The organism is Sorangiineae bacterium MSr11954, from assembly GCA_037157815.1.
GTDB lineage: Bacteria > Myxococcota_A > Polyangia > Polyangiales > Polyangiaceae > Pendulispora > Pendulispora albinea.
In genome coordinates this window covers 3,009,629-3,034,120 of record CP089984.1, presented here as the reverse complement: position 1 = coordinate 3,034,120, position 24,492 = coordinate 3,009,629, and the positions used below count along the sequence as shown (strand labels likewise).

The window sequence follows — 24,492 nt, the reverse complement described above, 5'->3', positions numbered from 1 at the left end:
CAATTTCGAGCTATATGGATCAGCCAATGGCTCGTTCTTACTTCGCGGTTGCCGCCATGGCGACGATTCTGGGTATCTGTACGGCTGCCTGTTCGACATCGGACTCCCCCGCCGACCCCGGCGACGCGGGCAATGTCTATGTCAAGTGCGACGACGACAAGCGCGTCATTCCGTACACGCCCAACATGGAAGTCGCATCGGCGCAGAAAAAGTTCAAGTTCAAGCTGGTGTCGGCCGACCCCGCGCCGCCCCAGAAGAACCACAACAAGTGGAAAATCCGAATCGTCGACCAAAACGGCGCGGAAATCCCCGACGGTGTCGTCACCGTCCCGCCGCCCTTCATGCCCGACCACGGCCACGGCAGCTCCGTCACCCCCAGCGTCATCCCCACCGGCGACGGCAACTACGACGTGGGCTTCACGAGCCCCCTCCACTTCTTCATGCCCGGCGTGTGGCGAATCACCGTCAACGTGAAGATCCCCAACACCGTCCTCGACTCCGCCGAATTCTACTTCTGCGTCCCCGGCTGACACTTCTCCACGCGCTCCGCGCGCCCCGTAAAGGGAAGAACAACGGCGTTCCTCGACCGCGAAGGTCGTGCTTTCGTGGAACGAGAGAAACCGCAAGGGCGCTAGGTCGACAGACCTTTGGTCCCCCTGGCGTCCCTAGCGGTTGACTCTTTTCGTTCCGAACACGCGCCGTCCGCCTTGGGCCGAAGGGTCGTGCTTTCGTGGAGAGAGAGAGAAACCGCAAGGACGCTAGGGGCGCTAGGTCGAGAGACCTTTGGTCCTTGGTGTCTCGGTTGTCTTTCAGCGTGTTGGGAGATGAAAACGCACCCGAACAGCCATCTCTACCTCCCGCGAAACGCCTCGGCTCGAGCGCTCGATCGCCAACCTCAGCGCGCAATCACAAATAGACGCGTCCCCTAGCGCCCTTGGCGTCCTGGCGGTTGACTCTTCTCGTTCCGATCACGCGCCGTCCACCTTGGGCCGAACGTCGTGCTTTCGTGGAGAGAGAGAAACCGCAAGGGCGCTAGGTCGAGAGACCTTTGGTCCTTGGTGTCTCGGTTGTCTTTCAGCGTGTTGGGAGATGAAAACGCGCCCGAACAGCCACCTCTACCTCGGGTGAAAACGCCTCGTCTCGAGCGCTCGATCGCCAACCTCAGCGCGCAATCACAAATAGACGCGTCCCCTAGCGCCCTTGGCGTCCTGGCGGTTGACTCTTCTCGTTCCGATCACGCGCCGGCCGCCTTGGGCCGAACGTCGTGCTTTCGTGGAGAGAGAACCGCAAGGACGCTAGGGGCGCTAGGTCGAGAGACCTTTGGTCCCACCTGGCGCCCTCGCGGTTGACTCTTCTCGTTCCGAATACACGCCGGCCGCCTTGGGCCGAACGTCGTGCTTTCGTGGAGAGAGAACCGCAAGGACGCTAGAGCGACAAACAGTTTGAATTTACCAGCAATTACGCAGCCATCGCGCTCTCAGTCCGGTGAATGGCCTCGAGGTTGACGACGGCTGCGTGGCGGCGGAGGTCGAAGACATTTTTTCGGACTCCAAGGTATCGCGCACGGCACCCCTGCTTGCGAGAGAGGTGCGCAAGAGCGTGCTCCACCTTGACGCGCTCGCGTAAGCGTTCGCGCCCTTTGGACGAGGCCATGAGCTTTCGTAGGCGATGCTGCAGGGGTTCGTCGCGTGCGATGGCGACTTTGCGGCCACGACCCGGTGCCGCGGATGTACATTTCGCACGGAGTGGGCACCGGCCGCACGCTTCGGCGTCGAATTCGACGAAGTCACCGGGGGTAAACGATTTGGTTTGCCCGGTGGGGCAGGTGATCGTGTGCGAGCGCATGTTGATGGTGAAGGCGCTCTTCGGAAATAGCGTCCCGTTGCGTGAAACCCAAGGTTTGCAGAGCACTTCGCCGCCACGCGCGAAGACTTCGGAAGCCATAGGGCTGTTGATGTAGCCGCGATCGATCGAGAGCTGCGCAATCGTATTGCGCTGGGGGATGCGCGCGATGTCGGCCTGCAGACTCGGCAAGGCCTCCACCTCGGGACGATTGGCAGGCGTGATCGCGCATGCGACGATCAAGTTTGTATCCAGGTCGCAGGCAATGTGTCCCTTGTATCCGTTGAAGCGCTTCGCCTTGCTCTTGTGCCCATGGCGCATGTCCTTGTCTTCGACGGACACGCGCCTGTCTTCAGCGGTGCCCTTGCGAATGCGCGGCTTGTTATCGGGCGGTTCGGGCTCGAGGTCTTGCTCGCGCAATTGTCGGAGGGTTGCAAGCGGTTCAGCGAGCGGTGGTTCGCCCGCTTCCTCGCCGAGTTCGCGCGCAATCCATCGCTCGAGACCATCGAGTTGCTTCACGAGTGTCCCGATGGCGGCCGCTTTTTTCGCTGGATCGCTCCATTCGATGTCGAGACCGGCCTTGATACTCGTGTCGAGAAGCAGTGGAGCGCCCGCATGCCGAGCGATCTCTTCGGGCGTCATGTCCACCAAGCGGGCCGCACACGCAAGGACTTTGCGCGCGGCGTGCGCCAACAAGTTGAAGGTGTCCTCGACGCGGCCGGCCCCCTCCAGCGGTCGCGAATCGATCGCGATACGTAGCTGTTTCGGAAGTTTCTTCCAATCGAATGCCGCCGTTCGGCGAGCCAGCTCGATCGTGCGTTCGAGCAGCCGGCGATCCATATCGTGAGCCATGAGCCGCTGGCGGAATGCGGGCAGCGCGCCCTGAGAAAACGGCGGGTCATCCTCGCCGAGCACCCCGAGTACCATCTGCCATCGAGCATCGACAATCGAGAGTTCAACCGCCTGCGCGTCCGAGGCGCCCGTGTATGCCTGCAGTAAAATGACCATCGCCAGCAGCGCAGGCGCCACGGGCTGCTTTCCTTCGCCAGACTCGCGGTACATCCCCTCGAGCTCCGACTGGAAGGCGTCGTCAAACAGCTCGTGGCGGTGGGTACGCAGGAACGCGAAGAGCTTCCCCGTGCGCGTCATGCGACCGATGAGAAATTTCTCTCGCTTGCTCATCGATACACTCGGAGACCAACGAATCATGATCCTCACCACCTCCGCGGAGCACGACAGCATCCGCGGGACCGAAAAGATCACACCGTGATCTCCGTGTCGATCCCCCTCGCGCAAATGATCGAGAATCGTCGAGAAAACGAACTGATCGCTGCTCTAGGGGCGCTAGGTCGACAGACCTTTGGTCCCACCTAGCGCCCTCGCGGTCGACTCTTTTCGTTCCGAACACGCGCCGGCCGCCTTGGGCGAAACCTCGGGAGCCTGGGCGGTCAACGCTTCCCGTTCGAGAGCTCCGCGCGCCGTTTTAGGGAGAGCAGCGTTTGCGTTCGATGGGGACGACGGTTTCGATGTTGAAGTTCAAGGCCGTGTTGGTGATGCACTTGTAGGCCTGACGGCTGGCGTCGATGAAGTCGTCTTTTGCGGTCTCGGGGGTCCAGGTGAGGGTCCCGTTGAGATCGTAGGTGGGCACCGCTTTGAGGACGGCGGGGTCGAGGAGCTTGTCCTTGTCGTTGACGAGGTCCTCGAGCACGTCGACGTCCATGGGCCGGAGGCGGACGCGGAGGGTGACCTTGTCGGGCACCTCGGGGAGGATGCCGCCCGTGCGCGGGTACTTTTGCATGACGTGCGTCTGGTAATAACGCTTGTCGAGGGGATTGAACGTGAGCTTGCCAGGCATGGCGTTGCCCTCGTAGCTCGCGGCCTCCCAGAAGTTGTGCGTTTCGACGCCGGCGGGGTCGAAGATGCAGTCGCGCATCATCCACATGTCGGGATCGGGGTTCTTCGTGGCGGGGACATTGTCGGCCACCACGCCGCTCTCGTAGATTTTGCGGCCGCCGCGGTAGGCGACGACCTCGGTCCAGAGACGGCGGTCTTGCGACGAGCCGCTCGGGAAGTGGTGCCCCACCCCGACGTTGTCGAGGATGATGCGCACGGCTCCACCGGCCGCGGTGGAGACGCAAATGGCGCTTTGGAGCGTGGTGCTCAAGAAGCTGTCGATCTGCTCACGCTGCTCTTTCTTGTGCGGAAAGGGGGTGAGGGCCACGTCGACGCCGACCATCGAGTGATCGTGCGTGCGCCGCTGAAAGACGCCGTCGTATTGCGCAATCGGCTCTTTGTTCGTGCTCTGCGGCATATGGCACTGGCCGCAGGTTGCGCCAATCGGCGGTTGCGAAAAGATGGATTCTTTCCACTCGATGTAGGTGCGCTCGATCTTGGCGCCGTGCCCCGTCTCGATGTCGTGGCACGAGCCGCAGAGATCGGACGACTCGATGCGGTCGCGGTGGTGCAGCACCGAAAAGCCCGAGCGGTGCGCGGTGTTCTTCACCGGATCCTCGAACGAGCCGCGCATCACCAGATCCTGCGAGAGGCCGAGCTGCGCGTTGTGCGTGCCCTCGATCTTGTCGGCGCTGTGGCAGAAGTAGCAGGTCACGCCGTGGAGCGATTTGTCCACGGTGTCCAGGTTGAGACCGTCCTTGGTGGCGTTTTCGCGGACGGCCATGGGGGCGTGGCACTTGACGCAGAAGTCGCCGAGCTGCCCCTTGGTCTCCCTTTGCCCCTTCGCGTTCATCGCGCGAAACACAGGGTCCTCCGACGCGTACGCGTGCATGCTCCCCGACCACTGTTCGTAGTGGTTGACATGGCACTTCTTGCACGACTCCGGGTTGAGCAACGCTTGGCGGTCGAGCGTTGGGGGCGGATCGTCGGGGCCGCTGGACGAGCTGCTCGAGCAGCTCGCGGCCATGGCCGGGACGCCGAGAACCACCCCGAGCGAGACCAACGAGCCGAGGGCCCGCCGTTGAAACACCTTCATCGCTTGGCTCCGTTGGCGATCCACTTTTCGATGGCGCACCGCTCGGCCGCCGAGAGCGGTGTATTGCCCGGCGGCATGCGCACGAGCGGATCGGTCGACTCGATCCGCTGCACGAGCAGGCTGCACGCCATATCGTCGGCCGACACGCGCTTTTTGCCGCCGCTCGTTCCCGTCAGCGCGGCGTAGGCGACGTCGGCGTCTTCGAACACCAGACCGCCCTTGGCCGCGTCACCCGTATGGCACGTCCCCGTGCCCGACGCGCAGGTCGGGCGCAGGATCTTCTCGAACACCGTGGAGTACACAGGTGGATCGTACAACGGCTTGCAGTCGGCGGGCTGCGTGGCCGCGCACTTTTTCCCGGGGGGGTCGTCGTCCCCCCCGCAGGCCGCAAAAATCGTCAGAAGAACGAGAGAACCGAAAAGAGAGCCAATTGCAGCACGCCCCACGTCAAGCTCCAGTCCCCCGCGTCCAACGAACGAATCCAAGTGCAGTCGAGCCCGAGGATCCCGAGAACCCCACGGGATCGAGATCCTCGGGGATGCGGACTAGATACCGAAGGACCAGTTGGCCGTCCACGTGTGGATGATGGGGTTGTTGAGCTTTTGGTCCAGCTCATCGTATTCGCGGCGCTGCCCGATCCCGCCGGTGATGCGGTATTCGAGCTTGAGCGCGCTCCACGTGCTCGTATCGATGCGTGCGCCGATCGTGCCCTCGACCAAGTCCATGGTCACGTCCGGCGGCGTGGGGACCTTCGGCTTCGGGATGTAGTAGGGGTCGGCCTGGCTCACGTTCTTCTTGTTCGTCACGTACTCGCCCTTGATGTACGGCGTAATGCGGCCGAAGGTGTAGCCGGCCACCGCAAAGGCCGCGTAGGTTCGCCACTTGGCGCCCGCCAGACCGGAGGATTGCGCGCCGGAGGAGACGCGGTGCTCGATGACATAGCCTTCCGCGATGAAGTTGAACGGCACGCTGGGGAATGCAATGTAGGCGTTGCCGATGAACTCATCCATCGGTGTATCGGGGAGACCGGCGCGCAGCGCGGAGATTTCACCGCGGATGCGCGTGTACACGCCCGACACGCCCACGCGAAGATCGCTGTGGCCGAGGCCCGCGAGCTCCAGCTTGGCGTGGCCGCCGTTGACGGGGGTGAACGCCGTGCCGTGCGAGTTGTGCGCGGCGCCCGGCGCGCTGTCCGGGAGCGGATCGCGCGAGCTGCCGATGGAGCCGACCAGCGAGAGGGTGGCCTTGCCCACGGGGGCGCTCACGCCGCTCTGCAGCCCCATCCAGTGCACGGGGAGCAAGCCGCCGTGAAGGAGAATGGTGCGCGGGCGCTCGATGGTGAGCTGCAGCCACTTTCCATGGTGGTACGCCACGTTCCAATAGCCAATATCGGTGTGGAAGCGGCCGACCTCCACGAAGAACGATTTGGTCGGCTTCCATCGAATATGGAGGCGCTCGAGCGACGCCAACGGCGCGCTGGCGTCGTATTGAAAGGTGACCTCGCTGGTGGCGAGGATCTTCCCATCGAGATCGCCGTTGAACAGGAGGTCGAACACGCCGGCCGCGAACGCGGGCTCCGACTTGGCGTTTCCTTCGTCCCTGTTCGCGATGCCGAACGAGACGTCGCCGAAGAGGTTCAGCGCGAACCGCGGCTTGGCGGTGCCGATGTGAATCTCGTTCATGCTCCCCTCGGCGAACTGCTGCATGTCCGTCGTACGCGAGGAGTGGAACGTCATCGACAGATCGTCGCCTTCGTCCGCGGCCGGCGGCGGATTCACCGGGGTCGGTGCGCCCGGACGCGCGCTCGTCGAAGCTTCTCCCGAGATAGGGGCCTCCAAGCTCGTTCCGGCTTTCCCATTCCCGCCATTGGAGGGCGCGGGCGCGGGCAGCGGCGTGGGATGATCGCCGGGAGGGTTGGTCGAAGGACTCTGCGGATTTGGCTGATTTGTCGGACTACCTGGAGTCGTCTGCGCGAATGCAGCCGGCACGGCACCCAAGGACACCAAACCGGCCATCACCAAGGAGGAAAAGAGCGAACGCGTCTGCGGCATACCTCATCTAGTCCAACATCCCGTGAGCACGCCACACGAATCGATCTCAGTCGTTCGCGGGACGGTCGTTCCCGAAGGTGGATGTTGCCTCGTCCGGACCAAAGAGAGGCCCGGACACAATCCGTTCATGCCTCTCGTGTTTCCCATATGCGGTGGATGGCACCCCCACGTCACATGGATGCAAAGGACGACATACGCCACCAACCGATTCTTCGTAAAGCGGCGCCGGGTAGTGAAGCATGCTACACGAATGATTCCCCAAATTGACTGCTCGCTTCCGGCGAGGGCTCATCCTATCGTCACGGAACCTTCGAAATGCGCATACGCTCTTCACGGCCTCGCGCGGCGCGGGCCTCGGTCCTTCTCACGTCGATCGCCGCAGCCTCGCTGGCGCTCCCTCTGCTGCTCCCGAATACGGCGCACGCGAACTCGCGTTATCCGTACGGTAATCAGCTTATGGTCCATCCAAGAAACCCCGACATCATCTTGGAGCGAACGACCTTCGGCATCCTCTTGTCCGAAGATCACGGCAAATCGTTTCACTGGATTTGCGAGCCGATCATCGGATTCAGCAACGGGCTCGATCCGGGTGTCGGCGTGTTCGAAGACGGCTCGTACGCCGTCGCGGGGTACTATGGGCTGGCGGTGAGCCACGACAATGCGTGCTCCTTTCCGTTCATGGGCGGCGGCTTGAAGGACCAGTACGTCATCGATATTTCGGTGGACGCCAAGACTCCCCGCAACGCGGTGGCCATCACGGCGCTCAAAGAGGGGCTGCCGTCCACGCACATTCAGGTCGTCGAGACCCGCGACAACGGCGTGACCTGGCAGCCCACGGGCGACGACATCAAGGAGCAGCTCGTCGTCACCACCATCGACGTGGCCCCTTCCGATCCCAAGCGGCTCTACATCTCCGGATCGTACTTTGCTAACGGCGAGCGGTTCGGATTCGTGATGACCAGCAAGGATCGGGGCAAGACCTGGGGTCCCAAGACGAGCATTGGGAGCCGGCAAAAGCCCGCGGTCGCCATTTACATGTCGGGGGTCGATCCCACCAACGCGGACCGGGTATTTGCGCGCATTTACAGCCCGGACAACAAAGATACCTTGCTCGTCTCGGACGATGGCTTTGCCACGTACAAGGAGCTCATTCAATTCAAGGGATCGATGTACGGCTTCGCCATTCACCCCACGGGCTCGAAGGTGGTCATCGGGGGCTCGGCCGACGGCGTCTGGATGGCCGATCGCCCGGCGAGCGGCATCGGCTACGTCTTCAAGAAGCAGGCGGAGACCCCAGTCAACTGTTTGCGCTGGACGGATGAAACGCTGTACGGGTGCGGCTATCCCAACCAAGGGCCAGGCACCTTCGTGGTGGCGCACTCCGAAGACGACGGCGCCCACTGGACCCCGATGATCACGGCGCTCGAGGACATCAGCGCCACCCTCACGCGCTGTCCGGCCAATTCGGACTACAACGAGAAATGCATCCCCGACTGGCCCCGCCAGGCTTGTCTCTTCGCCAAGCCCGGGCAGCTCGACGAGTGCGCCAAGGTCCTTCAACCCGACGCGGGGACCGGCAACCCGAGCGCGCCGTCGGACGGCGGCGGCTGCGCGCTGCGCACCATCCCCAGCGCCGCCCCCAAAACGGCGACGGGCATCGCCGCCGCCGTCTTCGGGATCGGTTTGCTCGCGCGACGCCGCCGCGCTCGACCAGGGCGGCGCCCCTAACGGCGCGCTACTTCTTTCGCCAGACCATTCCGTTCGGTTTCGTGCCGACCGGGCTCGGGTTGCTCGCGCGACGCCGCCGCGCTCGACCGGCGCGGCGCCCCTAACGGCGCGCTACTTCTTTCGCCAGACCATTCCGTTCGGCTTCGTGCCGACCGGGATGGTCGCGAGCACGGCGCGCGATCCGATGTCGAGCACGGTGACCGTGTTGGCGTCTTGGTTGGAGATGTACGCGGTCTTCTTGTCGCCGTTGAAGACGATGCCGTGGGCGCCTTGTCCGGCGGAGACGTTCGCCACCACCCGATCCGGCTCGACCCCGTCGCGGATGGCCACCTTGGCGTTGTAGGTGTCGGCGACCCACACGTTCTGATCGGGTCCGAAGCTGACCATCCCCGGCGTGAAACCGAGGCGGTAGGTCTGAAGCACGTTGAGGTTGAGCGTATCGATGACCGAGATGGTGCCGTCGGTCTCGTTGTCGACGTACGCCTTACCGTTCGAGCCCTGCCAGGCCCCGACCGGGGTGTTGCCCACGGGGATCGTCTTGGTCACCGTCTTGGTCGATGGGTCGATGATGCTCACGCTCCGCGACTCCGAGTTGGCCACGTACGCATAGCGGCCATCGAGCGAGAAGGTGACCTCGGCGGGGCCGTTCTCCACGCGGATCATGGCCTTTCGCTCCAGGGTCACGGCGTCGAGCACCCAGACGTAGCCATCGAACTGCGTGGTCCAAATCTCGGACTCGTCCCCCGGCGAGAAGATGGCGTTGTGGTTCATGAGCGGCAGGGTGCGCGATGCGATCGTCGCCCCCGTGCGCGTGTCCAAGAGCAACACGGCGCCGGGCGGGCTGGACCCACCGTGGTGCCCCACGTGTCCGCCGCTGAGATCCATGCCGGGCGCCGCCACGAGCATCTTGGTGCCGGCGCGGTTCAAGTACACATGGTGCGGGAACAGGGCGTTCTCCACGCGAATGACCCCCGCCACCCGCCGCTGCTCCGTGTCGATGACCGAGATCGTGTGATCGCCCCCGTTGACGACGAAGAGCGCGTCGTAAGTGATGGCCTCGATGGGCGCCGTCGAGGGGAGGCGCGCAGGCGCTTGTTGAACGGGGCCCGAGTCGCCGCAGCCTGCCGCGCCCAGCACGGAGGCCGCGCCCAGCACGGATGCTGCGGTTACGGTGGATGCGGCCAGCGCAAATCGAATCGTCGCTCCGATCGAGGGAAATCGCACGCCCCTGAACCTAGCAGAACGGACTCGGGTTACACGTGCGAATCCGGGCTGGTATCTTCCTCGTCCAGGTCATCCTCGGAGTCGAGCCCCGCGTTGCCGGGCACCACCCGAAGGGAAAACGGAGGCGGATTGCGGAGCGGGCTCGCGGGCAAGGTGCGCCGGAGGGAGGGCGGCGGCTCCTGCCGACGCTCGGGTAGGCTGGACCAGGCGAAGCGAAGGCTGTTGTACATCTCTGCGGCGGTGGCGAAGCGCTGATCGCGATCGCGGTGCACGGCGCGCTCGAGCACCGACGCCAGCACGCTCGGGACATCGCGCCGGCCGACGCGCACGGGGATCGGGCCCACCTCGAGGATCTCGCGCAAGAGCTCGTCCAGGGTCTGCGCGGAGAAGGGCGCGCGGCCGAAGAGGCACTCCTGGAGCACGATGCCCATGGCGTAGATGTCGACGCGGCCGTCGATGGGCTCCATCTTCATTTGCTCCGGCGCGAGGTAGACCGGCGTGCCCATGATGCGACCGGCCGGTGTGAGCTGCGGAGCATCCTGCGAGAGCCACCGGGAGATGCCGAAATCGAGCACCTTGACCTGCTGGTCCTCGCACAAGAAGACGTTGGCCGGCTTGATATCGCGGTGGATGACCTTGAGCTCGTGGGTGAACGCGAGCGCCTCCAGGACCTGCAGTCCAATCGCGCACGTCTCCTCGAAACCGAGAGGGCCCTTTCGCTCGATGCGCACCTGCAGCGACTCGCCGCGGAGCAACTCCAGCACGATGTACGGGACACCGTTCTCGAGCTGCCCGGTGTCGATGACCGCGCACACGTTGTGGTGGCGGATGGTGCCAATGACCTTCGCCTCCTGATAGAATCTCCGCAAGTTCGTCTCGCTCGCGGCCATCTCTTCGAGGGGCACTTTGAGGGCTACATGCACGCCGCTCTTGCAATCGAGGCAGCCATAGACCGTCGAGGCTCCGCCATGCCCAATCTCCCGGAGCACGCGGTACTTTCCACCGACGATGCGCCCGAGCAGGGTCCCGAGCCGGGGTCCGGAGATCGACCTCCCCGCCGGCGCCACCGCCCTGCGATGCTGGCTGGTCAAGCCCTTGGTGGGCGTGATCTTCTCACCCGTGAGCTTGCAGACCGCCTCGTTGAGCGGATGGGCATACCCACAATGCCGGCAACGCGCGAAGAACAGATGCTGCCCCATGGGTTTGTGACCTGTTTGCATCAACGACGTGGAAAAGCGCTGGATGGGTGGCGGTGGTGGGCCCAGGCCGCGGGCTCCGCATGAATTCTTAGAACGAATCCGACCGTTGGCCCGTATGGAAAGTACGGCTGCTGGATTTTCGCACCGTTTTTTCCTCAAAGACAGGTGAAAAAGTACGACATCGTGTTGGATCGCGCCAAGGTTCCCGATACAATGGCCTCCTCTATGAGTGCGATGCGGGGTCAACCCGGTCCGCTGCCGGACGGGATCGCCCAACCTCAGTCGAAGTACCGCCCGATTCTGGAAATCGGACAGGGCGGAATGAGCCGCGTGTACCTCGCGCTCGTGCGAGGTCCGGGGGACTTCAACAAGCTGCAGGTCATCAAGCGTCTTCTGCCCACCCTCGCGGCCGATCCCGAGTTCCTCGAGATGTTCCTGGAAGAGGCTCGGCTGTCCGCGCGGCTAAATCACGCCAACATCGTCCAGATCAACGAGATCGGCTTCGATGGCGTGAACCATTTCATGGCCATGGAGTACCTCGAGGGGCAGACCCTCGACGCGGTGGTCCGGGCCTCGGCCAAGCGCGGCGGCCTGCCGCTGGCCATGCACTTGCGCATCATCGCCGACGCGTGCTCGGGCCTGCACTACGCGCACGATCTGACCGACATCGACGGCAAGCCGCTCAACATCGTCCACCGCGACGTTTCGCCGCACAACGTCTTCGTCACCTACGCGGGGCAGATCAAGGTGCTCGACTTCGGCATCGCCAAGGCGGCCGACTCGTCGCATCACACGCGAACGGGTGTGGTCAAGGGCAAGTGCGCGTACATGGCCCCGGAGCAGTTCCGGCAAGAGGGCATCGATCGCCGCGCCGACATTTTTGCGCTGGGCGTGATGACATGGCAGGCGGCCACGCGCACCCGCCTCTGGAAGGGTCTCACCGACATCGAGATCTTCCACCGGCTGGCCACGGGTGAGATCCCCTCGCCGCTCAGCATCGATCCCTCGATGCCCACGGGCTTGGTGGCCATCTGCGAGCGCGCCCTCGCCCCAAACCGCGATCTTCGTTTCGGCACGGCGCAGGAGCTGGGCGAGGCCATCGAGGCCTACCTCGCCACCTTGCCCGACGTGCCCTCCTCGCGCGAGATCGGCAAATACGTGAGCGATCTCTTCGCCGACAGCCGCGCCAAGGTCAAGGCGGCCATCGAGGCGGAGCGAAAGCGAAACGAGACGTACCCGACCAACACCGGCGAAATCCCCATCTTCGTCGACCCCGACGCCGTCCGCGACGACAGCAACTCGCAGCCTGTAGCCGGCGCCAGCAACGCGGTCCCCACCCCCGAAATTCGCCTGCTCGAGCCATCGCCCGGCGCACCCGCGGGGGGAGGCGTTTCGAAGACGAAGGCGGTGGTGCTCATCGGCCTGGCCGCGGTGGTGGTGGCAGGCGCCGTGCTGGGCTCGCTCTGGTGGCGCAAGAGCCATCAGGAAATGGCCGACAATCCGGGGCTCGGCGGCGGTACGACGACCTCGGCAGGAACGCCCGGTGCGCTCGGCTCGCCAGGCGCATCACCAGGCACGGGCACGTCGTCAGGCACATCATCAGGCACATCATCGGGCACGGGCGCGCACCCGACCGCTGCGGCGGATCCGGGGGCGGCGCAGGATACGCTCACCTTGCTCAAGGTGGAGGTCATCCCGCACAGCGCCAACGTCTTCGTCGATGACGTACCGCTCTCGTCGAACCCTGCGAGCGCTCGGTTCTTCCGCGACAAGCTCCCGCACCGCGTGCTCGGGGAAGCGCCGGGGTATGCGCGCCAGGTCGAGCTCGTCGTTTACGATGAAGCGGAGAAGCAGGTGGTCATCCAGCTCGAACGCGATGGCGTCGCCCCTCCATCTCCTCCTGCTGGGGCCCATGGGAACCCAGGGGCGCGGCTGCCGAACAAAGGGCACGGAGGGAGCAGCGGGACGACCACCACCACGGCGCCGACGATGATCACGCAGCCGCCGCCGACCTCCCCGCCGACGTCGACCTATACGCCGCCGACCGTCACCGCGACCACGCCGCCTCCCCCGCAAAATACCGGGCAGCCGCCCCCGCCGACCACCACGCCCACCGTTGCGGCCCCGGCGCCTGGCACGGTCGATCCGCGGGGTGTCAAGGCGACGGTGCGGGCGCACTCGTCGGAGGTGCAGGTTTGCTACGACCGCGCGCGCCTCGACCGCAGCGATTTGCACGGAAAAGTCGTGGTGTCGGCGACCATCGGACCGCAAGGTCAGGTCACCAACGCCGGGGTTGCCAACTCCTCGGCGAACAGCACGCGGCTGGAGCAGTGCCTGATCGGCGCCTTTCAAAGCTGGACATTTCCGCAGCCCGCGGGCGGCGTCAGCGGCAACGTGACCTACACGTTCAACTTCGACTGACGGACGTGACGAAAATCTGACAATCGCTGACGTAAGGATGGCGGCCCTCGTGGCTCGGGGCCTTTAGGATGGCCGGCATCGTGAACGGACTCCTTCCCATCCTCGTCTTGTTCGTGGGTCACTGGCAGGCTTCGGTCTTTTTCCAGACCTTTTTTCTGCACAGGTACGGCGCCCACAAGCAGTTCACCATGAGCAAGGGTTGGGAGCGGTTCTTCCACCTCTGCACATACATCACGCAGGGCTCGAGCTTCCTCTCGCCGCGCGGCTACGCGATTTTGCACCGGATGCACCACGCGTACAGCGACACGCCGAAGGATCCGCACTCGCCGACGAACCACGGCAACGTGTTCAGCTTGATGTGGAAGACCAAGCACACCTACGACGACTACGCCTATGACCGCGTGCAGCCCGAGCCGCGCTTCCTCGGCGGCTACCCCGAGTGGCCGGCGCTCGACCGGCTGGGCCAGAACTGGGTGATGCGCTTCGTCTGGATCGCGGCGTACATCGCCTTTTACGTGCACTTTGCAACGGCCTGGTGGATGTACCTGTTTCTGCCAGCGCACTTCGTCATGGGCCCCATCCACGGGGCCATCGTGAACTGGTGCGGCCACAAGTACGGCTACCGCAACTTCAGCAACGGCGACGACTCGAAGAACACCTTGGTCTTCGACTTCCTGACCGCCGGCGAGCTCTTTCAGAACAACCACCACAAGTTCTCGATGAGCCCCAACTTCGCGGCCCGTTGGTTCGAGATCGATCCCGCCTACGTGGTGATCCGCATCTTCGCCAAGCTGGGCATCGTCAAGCTCGGCCCCCAGATGATCCGCTGGGAGCCAGGCGATTCGGAGGCGGAGCCCGCCGAATAGGTCGCGGGAATCGATCCGGCCTATGTGGTGATCCGCATCTTCGCCAAGCTGGGCATCGTCAAGCTCGGCCCCCAGATGATCCGCTGGGAGCCAGGCGATTCGAAAGCGGAGCCCGCCGAATAGGTCGCGGCGGGCGCGCGGTTGGCGCGTTCGCCGCGGTGCGGTTTTAGAACGCGTCTTTTGCGGCGCGGATGGCCCCAAGGGCCTCCGCGTCGCTCGCGTTTTGTGGGATGCCGAGGGTTCGGCGGATCTCCTCGGAGCGGACGCGCAGGAACGGGTTCGTTTCGAGCTCCTCGGCCATGGTCCCCGGCACGGTCTCGACCCCGCGGGCGCGAAGCTCGGAGGCCCTCTCGGCGCGCGCGCGCACCTTGGCGTTGCCCGGCTCGACGTGCGCGGCAAAGCGCAGGTTGCTCTGGGTGTACTCGTGGCCGCAGTAGACGCGCGTATCGGGAGGAAGCGCGGCCAGCTTCGAGAGCGACGTGTGCATCATGGCCGGCGTCCCCTCGAAGAGTCGGCCGCACCCCGCGAGAAACAGCGTATCCCCCGTAAACACGGCGGGCGCTCCCGTATCGTCCGTCAGCACATAGGCGACCGCGCCCAAGGTGTGCCCTGGGATGTGAAGCGTCTTCACGCGAATGGCGCCGAGCGCCGACTCCTCCCCTTCCTCGACGAACCGGGTCTGCCCCGGAATGCGTCCCTTGTCGGAGGCATGCCCCGCGATTTCGGAGACGCCGAGCGCGCTCGCCACGGCCTCGTTGCCCCCGACGTGATCGAAATGATGATGCGTGCTCCAAATGGCGCCGAGCTTCCGCACGCCGCGCGCCTCGAGGGCCTTCAACACGGGCGCCGCCTCCGAAGCATCGACGAGGGCGTTCGCTCCCGTCGCCTCGCACTCGACGAGGTAGGCGTAGTTGTCCGAGAGACAGGGGATCGGAGTGATCTTCATCGTGCGCGGGATTCTACTCCTCCTCATGCATGAGGAAAGGGAGCGCACGCTTCGCCGGCGAAACACCCCGCCGCGCACCACGGTCGCGACCTTCTATGTGTTCGCCGGGCATCCGAGTGAGCCCGACGAGCTCATGCCGCTGCGGTTGCTCGCCTACGCGAACGGCTACTTTTTGCGGTAGCCGCCGTTGAGGCACCCCTCTTTGCACTTGGTGGGCGGAACGTCGCGGATGGACCTTTGGCGTTCCTTGTAGAGTGCAACAATTTCTTTGGTGGCGTCGGTGCCGCGGATGGGGGATAGCTCGCCGGGGTCTTCCTTGATGTCGAAGACTTGGGCCAGATCGGCCTCGCCCGCGGCGATGACCTTCAGGTTGCCGTGGAGGAACGCGCGCTTTCGGTCGTTGTCGCTGGTGGCCGGGAGATCGACGAGGATGTCGCGCGTGGGCTCGGCGGCGCCGCGGATCTCGGGCACCAGGCTCTTGCCGAGAAAATCGGGGCTCGTGGGCACGCCGAAGAGATCGAGCACGGTGGGTGCCAGATCGATGGCGCTGCGGGGGGTGTCGATTTTGCGCGGGGCCACGCCGGGGATGGAAACGAGGAGCGGTACGCGGACCAGGTTTTCCCAGAGCTCGAAGCCGTGGACGTATTGTTTGTGCTCGCCGAAGGCCTCGCCATGGTCGGCGGTGATGATGACCGCGGTGCGCGGGCCCCATGGGCGCGCGGCGATGAAGTCGAGCAGCTTTCCGATGTAGCGATCGGTGTACGTGATCTCGCCGTCGTAGCGATCGCGCTGGGTTTTGCCCCAGGAGATGCCGTCGTGCGGCATGTACTTGTCATGCGGATCGAGGAAGTGGACCCACGCGAAGAGGCGCCCTAGCTCGGCGCGGGGATCGGAGAGGAGGCGCTCGGCGATGGCCTCCAGCTCGGGCGACGTGATGTTCTCGTCGGTGGTGTTGTTCCACTTCAAATTGGGGACGATCTCCCACGCGTCGAAGCCTTGTTCGAGGCCCGACTTTTTGAAGTAGCCGTGCGCGTGCGCCGCCGCCGTGAAGACCTTCGCGTCCTGGAGCAGCTCCGGGAAGAAGAGGTTCTCCTTGGCGTAGGTGCCGAAGAAGTAACCGTCGCGTTTGAGCTCGCCCGGCAGGCGCCCCGAGAGAAAGCCCCCCACGCTCATCGACGTGTACGACGAGAGCGCGTACGCATGCGTATACTCCACCGCGCGCGCCGCAAACTCCGTGAGCCGCGGCGCAATGGGACGTGGATAGCCCGCCCACGGCATGTCCGCACGCAAGCAGTCGATGGTGATGAGAACGACGTTCAGCGGCTTCTGTGCCGCGGGATCCGGAGAAGCGCCCGCGACACCTGCGGCTTTCTCCGGAGTGGGTTTGTCGTTGGCTGCGGCGACGGGGGATCCGGTCGCGCTGCTCGAGGACGCGGGTGCAGATGCGTTCAGGTCTTGCGCGGGCTTCGTGTCTTCTTTGCGTGCGCAAGCGGCGAGCGCCATCGCGAGGATGGCGCATCTCGAGAGCAGCGCGGTGCCGGGTCTTGTCACTTGAGGAAGACGCGTCCGAAGGAGATCGTGCCGCCTTTGGCGACGTCACCCGCCGCAACGACCTTGATCTTCCCAGTGTACTTGAGGTTCGGAGCCGTGGGATCGGCGATCGGGAAATCCGAATCTTTGAGCTGCGTGCATCCTGTGAGGGTCACGACGACCTTCACGTTGTCGCTGGGCGGGACGTTGTAAATAATGGCCGACGGCTGCGTCTGATCCTTCTTCACGCCCAAGCTCTGATCGCCACGCGCGGTCGGGCCGTCGAAGTAGACGACGCGAGGCGCGCTCGGGTCAGCCCCAGCGTCGCCGCCGTCGGCGCCTGCGTCCGCAACGGTTCCCGTGTCGATACGGATCTTCGCACCCTCTTCGGACGTGCAGGTTCCCGTCTTGCTGATGGCGACGCCAACACCGAGAACGCCCTTGGCGGCATCGAGGCCCGGCAGGCCCGCGGCAAGGAGCTTGGCCGTCCCGATGTCGGGCACCGGCGTCTTGCCGCGCTCGACGTCTCCCGAGATGCTCCACTCCTGCTCGATCAAGGTCGTGTAGTTCGGCCCGGAGACCTTCATGAAGAACGGCGTATTGAGCGTCGGTGCAATCGCGTAAGCGCCCTTGGAGTCGGTCACGCCGGTCTTTCCTCCGAGGTCGACCGTTAGCCCCGGGGCGACCGTGGCCGGGCTGATCAGGCTGACGATCGTCCCCTTCTGCTGCGGACCGGAAGGCGTGCCGGTGTCCTTACCGCCATCCTGCGTTGGCGGAGGGTTCGACGTATCGTCCGACGAACATCCGATGAAAGAAACGCCAACGCTGAGCGCCGTTAGGCCGATTACCGTTGCAATCTTGTAAGTCGAAAAAGACATGATGGTTCCTCACTTGTTGATAATCGCCAGTTAGCGATTGAGTCGGCTCACCTTGATGAAATCGTCGTCTTCGGACCAGGCGATGATCGGACGACCGCCGGGATCGATTGCGAGCGAATTTGCTCGTACTTTTTTGGACGCGGTCGTCGGATCGAGCGCCGTCCAGCTCTTGTTCGTGACATCGGCGACTTTGAGAGTCTTGTCCTGGTCGGACCAAAACGCAAAGAGACGTCCGCTTTGACCTTTCAAGTTGATCGCGTACTGCGTGCAGTTGGCGCCAAGGAGGTCGCCACCACTTACCCAGCTCGCACCATCCCACCGGCGAAGTCGCAAAGCATTGTTGAAGCAGGCCAGGACGGCCGGATTGCCCGAGTCATCTACCACCAGGCTCCTGCTCTGCGTCGAGAGGTCTTCGCCGGGTGGATTCGGTGTAGCCCCAACGAGGTCCCACCTGTTGGTCGCCGAAACAAATTGCCTGACTCGAAGCGGGTTCAAAGCTCCGGAGCTGCCGGACCTGTACTGAACGTACTTGACTCCACCACCACTGATGGCGATTCCGAGATCTTCTCCGGACTCCGAAGGATCATTTACTTCACCGCCAACTTGAAGCCAATTTCCATTTTGGAATGTCTTGACGTATACAATCGAGCGTGCCTCGGCGGCGTCGAGAGGCGAGTACACGACGAAGAGGTTCCCCGTTGTAGGGTCTACGGCAATAGCGGGCGAGCGAAACCCGACGTCACCGCGACTCTTACCGAGAGCAACCCCCACGTCGTCCCAGGCGACACCCGACCATCGTCGAACGCGCACGTCGAGGTTACTGTCCGCATACGCAATGACCACTGCGCCCGCTTGGTCGAGCACCATGCTCGGCTTGAAGCTCGCGGGGGTGAGCAGGGGGCTCCCGATTTGCGACCACTTGCCTTGGAAGCCGTCGATCGTTTCCACGATGGAATCGTTGGAGAGCCGACTCACGACACTTATCCGTTCACCTGGCCCGGCGGCGACGACGGGAGCCGCCAAGTAGGCCGCTGCACCATTCGTCTTCTCCCCCACCCGCAACCAAAGCGGCACCGTCCACCCCCACGCCTTCTTCTCGACGGGCCCCCCGTTCACGCTGGTGACATCATTCATCGTCACCGCCAGCGCCCCCGGGGCAACCAACGGAGCCACCGGCTTCACCGTCAGCGTCTTCCGATCGTCGGAGAGCGACGCCGTCGCCCCAAAGGTCACCGACCCCGGCCCGACCAGGCTCACCGCATTCGGCCCGAGCTTGACCGGCTCCGAATAGGTCACCTGAATCGGAGCGTGAACGGAAACGTTGTCATCGCCGTCCGCGGGGGTGCGCGACACGATGGTGACCGGCGCGTGGATGGTTATGTCGTTCGGTCCACCGTCCTTGTTCGGCGATGCCGGCGAGCTCTCGCTCGAGCCGCACGCGGTCGCGCTCCCCGCCATGCCAACGGCGGTCATCATGAACCAGGTCACCCCGCCTACACCCCTCACGCTTCTGCGGATTCGCATCGATTTACCCCTCTCGCATCTATGGTTGGGTATCCGCACGAAGCTCCGAAAAACGCGACGGCGGCCTGGGATGGGTATCGGCCGCGGCTGACTAAAGTTGTGTAACGGGACGACGGGTGCCGTGTGACGAGTTGTCGACGTTGATTCCCACAATTCCGGCATGTTTCGCAAGAGTTCGTCGGTTTGAAATCGACGAGCTCGATAAATCGGGCACGGTTGAAGGGGGGCTCCGCCCTCCCGGCTTTAAAGACGCGATTGAACCGTCAGGACGGTGAGATCGAGATCGCCGTCCTTGTGGAGGCACGGGTAGCAGTCACGCGTTCCGAAGAACCCGCAGCCGCGGGTCTTCTGGAGGGTCTTGAGCTGCGGCAAGAGCCGTGCGTCACCGTGTTCGCGCACCCTTGGAAGGAGATCGCGCTTGTCTTCGCACTTTTTTGCGGCACGAAAGTCCATAAGCACATTCAATGCCGGCGAAGCGTGCGCGAGAACCTCGGGTTTGGCCAAGCTTGCCGCAAAGCGCGCTTTTCCCGGTAGCGCAGGTGTACGGTTCGCCAGATCGTACAGCACGTCGACGCCCTTCGGGCCCAGTGGACCTTCGAGCACCGTGATCGCGGCGTCGCGGGCCTCGGGGCTCGGATCGTTCGTTGCCGCTGCCGTGACGGCCGCGATGAGGTCCGGATCGCCCGCCGCCGCGGGGTCCACCGCGGCCAAACGACCGATGGTGCGAATCGCCTCAGGCGTGTCGCCGCGCATAAAATAGCTGCGAAAAAGCGCCCGAAAGACCCTCGCGTCGGCTGGGAACTCGACGGAGAGCTTCTCGAGCGCCTCCGCCCCTTTGCTCGCCGTGGCGTCGAGCTGCTCCTGTGCCAACACTTTTGGCGGCGGGGTCGCCGTGCCATCGCTGCCACCGCCCACGAGCGACGAGAGCACCCCGCCATCGGCCCTCTCGCCAAGGACGCTCGCCTTCACATGCCGGAACAAGGCAATCAGGGACAGCGCGCCCACCAGCAGCGCGCCGCCGCACAACGCCACGACGATGGCCACCCAGACGTGCCGCCGGTTTTCCGCCGGGGAAGCCGGGGCGATCATGGGGATCCGCCCATCGGAGCGCACCGACGGTGCCGAGGATGCCACGAAGAGCTCGGGGCTCGTTCGCGCCATCGCGTCGGCGGGGGTGAAGATCGCGGGCGACGAGGGAGGAAGCACCCGCGACGAGGGGACCGATTCGGGGCCCACCGCCACGGTGGCCGCGTGCGGCAGGGAGCGCGGCTGCGCGCGGAGGGACACGGGCTGCGCCGGTTGCGCGAGCGCGTCGATGGCGACCAGCAGCTCCTCGGCCTTGCCATAGCGTTCGCGCGGTTGCTTGGCGAGCAGCCGCATGACCAGCGCCTCGAGCTCGGGGGAAATCGGCCGGTCGGGCGCGAAGGTGCGAAGCATCGGCGCGTTCTCGGCGATTTGACGGGCGAGCAGGGAGAGCGTGTCGTTGCCCTCGAAGGGCAGCCGGCCGCTCAGCATCTCGAAGAGCATCACGCCGAGCGCATACAGATCGGCGCGATGATCGACCGCGTCGCCCAGGGCCTGCTCCGGCGCCATGTACTCGGGGGTGCCGAACACCGCGCCGGCGCGGGTCAGCGCGGGCCCCGGCGCCGCACCCGGCTCGCCATGCGTCGCGGCCAGCGCCTCGACGTGCACCTTGGCGATGCCGAAGTCGAGGACCTTGACGAACTCGCCCTCATCGGGGCGATGCACGAGCATTACGTTCTCGGGCTTCAGATCGCGATGGACGATCCCCAGCTCGTGCGCGCGCACCAAGGCCGAGGCGATCTGCCGGGCCACGTCCAAGCTGCGCGCCACATCCATGGGCCCCTGCCGGAGCACGCTGCGCAGATCGGTGCCCTCGATGTACTCGAGCACCAGGAAGAAGGCGCCATCGTCGGTGCGGCCGAAGTCCGTCGCGGCGGCGACATTGGGGTGCTCGATGTGCGCCGCGGCCATGGCCTCGCGCTCGAAACGCGCCACCACCTCCGCGCGACCCACCATGTCCGGGTGCAGCACCTTGATGGCTACACGCTTGCGCATGTGCACATGCTCGGCGAGGTACACGGCGCCCATCCCGCCCTCGCCAATCAACGCGAGCACCTTGTACCGGCCGGAGATCACCTGCCCCACGAAGCTGGGCGCTTCGGATGTGGGGCTTCCTTCCTGGACCGATTCCGTCACCGCCCTAACGGTAGCAGGGACGAGCCGCGTTTCGGAGAACGATGATCGAAGCCCCCACGATGTGAGATGGTCCGTGGGCGATAGCCCTCACATCGTGGTGGACGCGCGTGGAGCGTTACTTCCCACCGTCGCGGCGGCGGGTGCCCCGTTCGAGCCGCAGGTTGATCACCGCGGTGGGCCCGGAGAGGGTCACGGGTTGCGTCTGCGACACGAAGCCTTTGGCCTCGCCGCGGATGTAGTGCACCCGCCCGTCTTGCGGGACCTCGCCGCTGTAGGGGTTGATCATCAGCGGCGCATCATCCAGGAAAAGCTGCGCGTCGGCCGGCGAGGCTTGCACCACCAGACGGGTGCGCGGCATCGGCGGAGGCGCGCTGGGGCCCGGCGTGGGATCCGCAACGTTCGAGGAGGGCGGCGGTCCCCCGAGGGTCTGGGGCTGGTTCATGCGCGTGACCCAATAGGCGCCGCCGATGGCCAGGCCGATCACGGCCAGGGAGCCCAGCGCGATGATCCACCCGAGCGATCGCTGCGAGGTCGACGGCGGGTTGGGGGTGGTGACCCCGCTGGTCGTTTGTACGACTTGTCCGAACCGAACCGCGCCCGAGGCCACGGCGGAGTTCACCGCGGAGTTGGTCGACGAGGAGCTGGCCGAGGGGCGCGACACCGTCCACGGTGCGCTCATCTCCACCGACAAGTTGTGCAGCCCCGAGCCCGATTGCTGCCGGAGCTCGCGCAGCTTCGATTCGATGATGGCCTGCTGCTGCGCTCTCTTCTGCGCAAAGAGCGAGCCCACGTACTTGCTGACCGCGCGGCCCGACGCCCCGCCGATCTCGCGCAGCACCGCGTCGATGTCGGCTTGGATCTCGGCGGCGGTGGCGTAGCGTTCGTTCGGGTTGAGCGAGAGCGCCCGCATGCAAATCTGCTCGAGGCGCGGGTGCACCAAGGGGTTGACGGTGCGCGGCGAAGGGATGCCCGTGCTCGAGAGGCGCGTGATGATCTCGAGATCGGAGAGCCCGTGCCAAAGCCGGACGCCGGCCGCGATCTCCCAGAGCACGGCGCCCACCGCGTAAAGATCGCAACGGCGGTTGATGGTGCGGCTGCGGAACTGCTCCGGCGCCATGTAGGGGACCTTCCCCTTGATGATGCCGGTGCGCGTGTACACATGGCTATCGGCCGCCTTGGCGATCCCGAAGTCGAGCACCTTGACGTTTCCGTCGTAGGTGACGAACACGTTGCCCGGAGAGAAGTCGCGGTGCACCAGCTCCATCGGGGTGCCGCTTTCGTCGGTGAGCTCGTGCGCGTAGTGAAGCCCCTCGAGCGCATCGGAGACGATGCGCAGGCCGATGGCCACCGGGAGCGCGCGCTCGGCTTGCGGCGTGTGGGTCGGTATCCCAGGGGCCAGGTTGCCCGACAGCGGTGTGGGATCGCTGATGTGGGCTCCGGCTCCGGTGCTGGCTACCAGGGGATCGAGGCTCTCCTTCCGGCGCGACTGCCGCAAGATCGCGTGGAGCGTCTGGCCCTCCAGGTACTCCATGGCGATGAAGAAGATGTCACCGTCCTGACCGACCTCGTTCGTCTGAACGATGTTCGGATGCGACAGACGTGCAGCGATCCGCGCCTCGTGGAGGAACATCTCCACGAACTCAGAGTTGTCCGCGATCTCGATCCGCAGACGCTTGATGACTTGCAGCTTGCTGAAGCCGGACGGACCCTGGAGAACGGCAAGCGTTACATCCCCCATTCCACCACGACCAAGGGGGATGACGTCGCGGTACTTTCCCCGGTTCGATTCGACCACTGAGCTTAGGCCAAGGTTAGAATGTCCTACCTCCTGGGGCAAGATTCGTCGCGACCTCACAGACATGGTCGATGGCGTCCAAAGCGGGTCCGAACGGGGATCGACGTCCCAAATCGCCGGTGCAAGTTCCGGGCGAGGTAGGGTTGCGCGCCCCCCGCACACATACGCACCCAACATTCGTCCTTTCACGCCAGAACAGCCCTGTCGGAAGTTGACATGCTGAGCTGGGTACGGGCAGAATTGCGCGCAATTTTGGGTCCCCTTAGCCGCCGTCGGAACGGAATTCACGAGCGTGAACCGACGGTCGGAGGTCATGAATGAAGAAGGTTCTCATCGGGATCGGAGGGCTCCTGGCCCTCGCGATCCTGGCGTTGGTGGTCAAGTTCTTCGTTCTCTCACCCGTCGTGCGCGCAGCCCCCGACGTTCATGCTCCAACGTCGGCCGAAGCCATCGCACGCGGCAAATATCTCGCGGATCACGTCGCGCAATGCACCACGTGTCACTCGACGGTCGATGAAAAGGTCCCCGGCGACGTGGTGGTCGAGGCCAAGCGCGGCGCCGGCCGTATGTATCCCAAAGAAGCAGGATTTCCCGGCAATATTCGCGCGCTCAATTTGACGCCCGACAAGGAGACGGGCATCGGCAGTTGGACGGACGGTGAAGTTCTCCGCGCGATGCGGGAAGGGATCGGGCGCGATGGGCGCGCGCTCTTCCCGCTGATGCCGTATCAAAACTTCGCAAACCTGACCGACGAAGACGCGCTCGCCATCATTGCTTACTTGCGCAGCCTCCCGGCCATCAAGAACGATCCGGGGCCGGCGACGCAGATTGATTTCCCCGTTTCGATGTTCATCCGCGCGGCACCGAAGCCCGTCGAAGCGCCGCCCCCGCCGCCGCCCGCGGATCCCGTCGGCCGCGGTCTGTGGCTCATTCAGATGGAGTCGTGCGGTATGTGCCACGATACGATGGATAGCCGTCACCAGCCCATCGAAGGCAAGCACCTGGCCGGCGGTCAGGAGTTCAAGATCGCGGCCGGCACGGTTTACGCTTCGAACATCACCAGCGACAAGAGCACCGGGATTGGCGCGTACACCGACGAAGAATTGCTGAAGGTGCTAAACGAGGGTGTCACGAAGAACGGTCGTCCCCTCTATTTGATGCCGTGGGCGGCCCTCAAGGGCCTGACCGATGACGACAAGCGCGCCATCGTCGCCGCCCTGCGAACCATTCCCCCCGTCAACAACACGGTGCCTGCGTCGGCCATCCGCTAACCGCCGAT

General features: G+C 64.6%; 18 protein-coding genes. 6 read left to right on the top strand and 12 right to left on the bottom strand.

Going from position 1 to position 24,492, the window contains the following annotated elements; all coding sequences use genetic code 11:
• The first annotated feature begins 26 nt into the window (after positions 1-26).
• Positions 27-530, top strand: a complete 504-nt coding sequence (locus LZC94_11825; protein WXB17940.1) for a FixH family protein — start codon at positions 27-29, stop codon at positions 528-530.
• A gap of 928 nt (positions 531-1,458) precedes the next feature.
• On the opposite strand, the gene LZC94_11820 is transcribed toward LZC94_11825, so the two are convergent.
• The 4 genes from LZC94_11820 to LZC94_11805 form a co-directional block, all read right to left on the bottom strand.
• Positions 1,459-3,051 (bottom strand): IS1182 family transposase, encoded by a 1,593-nt coding sequence (locus LZC94_11820; protein ID WXB17939.1) that lies wholly within the window; start codon positions 3,049-3,051, stop codon positions 1,459-1,461.
• A 274-nt stretch (positions 3,052-3,325) separates the two neighbouring features.
• Complete coding sequence (locus tag LZC94_11815) at positions 3,326-4,831, bottom strand: cytochrome c family protein (protein ID WXB17938.1); 1,506 nt, start codon at positions 4,829-4,831, stop codon at positions 3,326-3,328.
• On the bottom strand, positions 4,828-5,277 hold the full coding sequence (locus LZC94_11810) for a hypothetical protein (protein WXB17937.1): 450 nt from the start codon (positions 5,275-5,277) through the stop codon (positions 4,828-4,830). The genes LZC94_11815 and LZC94_11810 overlap by 4 nt, the downstream gene beginning before the upstream one ends.
• Positions 5,278-5,376: 99 nt before the next feature.
• The gene (locus tag LZC94_11805) at positions 5,377-6,882 is read right to left on the bottom strand and encodes a hypothetical protein (GenBank protein WXB17936.1); all 1,506 of its coding nucleotides are present in this window, start codon (positions 6,880-6,882) and stop codon (positions 5,377-5,379) included.
• Positions 6,883-7,338: 456 nt separating this feature from the next.
• Here LZC94_11805 and LZC94_11800 point away from each other — a divergent pair, with 456 nt between their 5' ends.
• Positions 7,339-8,610, top strand: coding sequence for a hypothetical protein (locus LZC94_11800; protein ID WXB17935.1), 1,272 nt, complete (start codon positions 7,339-7,341; stop codon positions 8,608-8,610).
• 111 nt (positions 8,611-8,721) lie between these two features.
• Here LZC94_11800 and LZC94_11795 read toward each other — a convergent pair whose 3' ends face one another.
• Together LZC94_11795 and LZC94_11790 are read right to left on the bottom strand one after the other, a co-directional pair.
• Positions 8,722-9,834 (bottom strand): YncE family protein, encoded by a 1,113-nt coding sequence (locus LZC94_11795; protein ID WXB17934.1) that lies wholly within the window; start codon positions 9,832-9,834, stop codon positions 8,722-8,724.
• Between the two features lie 29 nt (positions 9,835-9,863).
• Entirely contained in the window at positions 9,864-11,033 is a 1,170-nt protein-coding gene (locus LZC94_11790) for a serine/threonine protein kinase (protein WXB17933.1), read from the bottom strand.
• 234 nt (positions 11,034-11,267) lie between these two features.
• On the opposite strand from LZC94_11790, the gene LZC94_11785 reads away from it, so the two are divergent.
• Complete coding sequence (locus LZC94_11785; protein WXB17932.1) at positions 11,268-13,454, top strand: TonB family protein; 2,187 nt, start codon at positions 11,268-11,270, stop codon at positions 13,452-13,454.
• 80 nt (positions 13,455-13,534) lie between these two features.
• Positions 13,535-14,320: an acyl-CoA desaturase gene (locus LZC94_11780; GenBank protein ID WXB17931.1), complete on the top strand. Its 786-nt coding sequence runs from the start codon at positions 13,535-13,537 to the stop codon at positions 14,318-14,320.
• A gap of 166 nt (positions 14,321-14,486) precedes the next feature.
• Here the strand turns inward: LZC94_11780 and gloB are convergent, their stop codons facing one another.
• A complete protein-coding gene (gloB, locus tag LZC94_11775) occupies positions 14,487-15,266 on the bottom strand; it encodes a hydroxyacylglutathione hydrolase (GenBank protein ID WXB17930.1) in 780 nt (259 codons plus the stop codon).
• 25 nt (positions 15,267-15,291) lie between these two features.
• On the opposite strand from gloB, the gene LZC94_11770 reads away from it, so the two are divergent.
• On the top strand, positions 15,292-15,447 hold the full coding sequence (locus LZC94_11770) for a YaeQ family protein (GenBank protein ID WXB17929.1): 156 nt from the start codon (positions 15,292-15,294) through the stop codon (positions 15,445-15,447).
• Here the strand turns inward: LZC94_11770 and LZC94_11765 are convergent.
• From LZC94_11765 to LZC94_11745, 5 genes are all read right to left on the bottom strand, one after another.
• Positions 15,432-16,769, bottom strand: coding sequence for a sulfatase (locus LZC94_11765; GenBank protein WXB17928.1), 1,338 nt, complete (start codon positions 16,767-16,769; stop codon positions 15,432-15,434). The two genes, LZC94_11770 and LZC94_11765, sit on opposite strands and share 16 nt — an antisense overlap.
• 44 nt (positions 16,770-16,813) lie before the next feature.
• Positions 16,814-17,674, bottom strand: coding sequence for a hypothetical protein (locus LZC94_11760; protein ID WXB17927.1), 861 nt, complete (start codon positions 17,672-17,674; stop codon positions 16,814-16,816).
• 30 nt (positions 17,675-17,704) lie between these two features.
• Positions 17,705-19,237: an Ig-like domain-containing protein gene (locus LZC94_11755; GenBank protein WXB17926.1), complete on the bottom strand. Its 1,533-nt coding sequence runs from the start codon at positions 19,235-19,237 to the stop codon at positions 17,705-17,707.
• Between the two features lie 204 nt (positions 19,238-19,441).
• On the bottom strand, positions 19,442-21,418 hold the full coding sequence (locus LZC94_11750) for a serine/threonine protein kinase (GenBank protein ID WXB17925.1): 1,977 nt from the start codon (positions 21,416-21,418) through the stop codon (positions 19,442-19,444).
• Between the two features lie 115 nt (positions 21,419-21,533).
• Positions 21,534-23,156, bottom strand: coding sequence for a protein kinase (locus tag LZC94_11745; GenBank protein ID WXB17924.1), 1,623 nt, complete (start codon positions 23,154-23,156; stop codon positions 21,534-21,536).
• Between the two features lie 374 nt (positions 23,157-23,530).
• Here LZC94_11745 and LZC94_11740 point away from each other — a divergent pair, with 374 nt between their 5' ends.
• Positions 23,531-24,484 carry a cytochrome c gene (locus LZC94_11740; GenBank protein ID WXB17923.1) on the top strand — a complete coding sequence of 318 codons (954 nt, stop codon included), beginning with the start codon at positions 23,531-23,533 and terminating at the stop codon, positions 24,482-24,484.
• Positions 24,485-24,492 lie beyond the last annotated feature (8 nt).

Coding starts and splice junctions, on each gene's coding strand:
- LZC94_11765 (WXB17928.1), bottom strand. CDS start 16,769: ATGGCGCTCGCCGCTTGCGCACGCAAAGAAGACACGAAGCCCGCGCAA.
- LZC94_11820 (WXB17939.1), bottom strand. CDS start 3,051: ATGATTCGTTGGTCTCCGAGTGTATCGATGAGCAAGCGAGAGAAATTT.
- LZC94_11760 (WXB17927.1), bottom strand. CDS start 17,674: ATGTCTTTTTCGACTTACAAGATTGCAACGGTAATCGGCCTAACGGCG.
- gloB (WXB17930.1), bottom strand. CDS start 15,266: ATGAAGATCACTCCGATCCCCTGTCTCTCGGACAACTACGCCTACCTC.
- LZC94_11800 (WXB17935.1), top strand. CDS start 7,339: ATGGTCCATCCAAGAAACCCCGACATCATCTTGGAGCGAACGACCTTC.
- LZC94_11745 (WXB17924.1), bottom strand. CDS start 23,156: ATGGGGGATGTAACGCTTGCCGTTCTCCAGGGTCCGTCCGGCTTCAGC.
- LZC94_11815 (WXB17938.1), bottom strand. CDS start 4,831: ATGAAGGTGTTTCAACGGCGGGCCCTCGGCTCGTTGGTCTCGCTCGGG.
- LZC94_11770 (WXB17929.1), top strand. CDS start 15,292: ATGCATGAGGAAAGGGAGCGCACGCTTCGCCGGCGAAACACCCCGCCG.
- LZC94_11825 (WXB17940.1), top strand. CDS start 27: ATGGCTCGTTCTTACTTCGCGGTTGCCGCCATGGCGACGATTCTGGGT.
- LZC94_11785 (WXB17932.1), top strand. CDS start 11,268: ATGCGGGGTCAACCCGGTCCGCTGCCGGACGGGATCGCCCAACCTCAG.
- LZC94_11805 (WXB17936.1), bottom strand. CDS start 6,882: ATGCCGCAGACGCGTTCGCTCTTTTCCTCCTTGGTGATGGCCGGTTTG.
- LZC94_11790 (WXB17933.1), bottom strand. CDS start 11,033: ATGGGGCAGCATCTGTTCTTCGCGCGTTGCCGGCATTGTGGGTATGCC.
- LZC94_11740 (WXB17923.1), top strand. CDS start 23,531: ATGAAGAAGGTTCTCATCGGGATCGGAGGGCTCCTGGCCCTCGCGATC.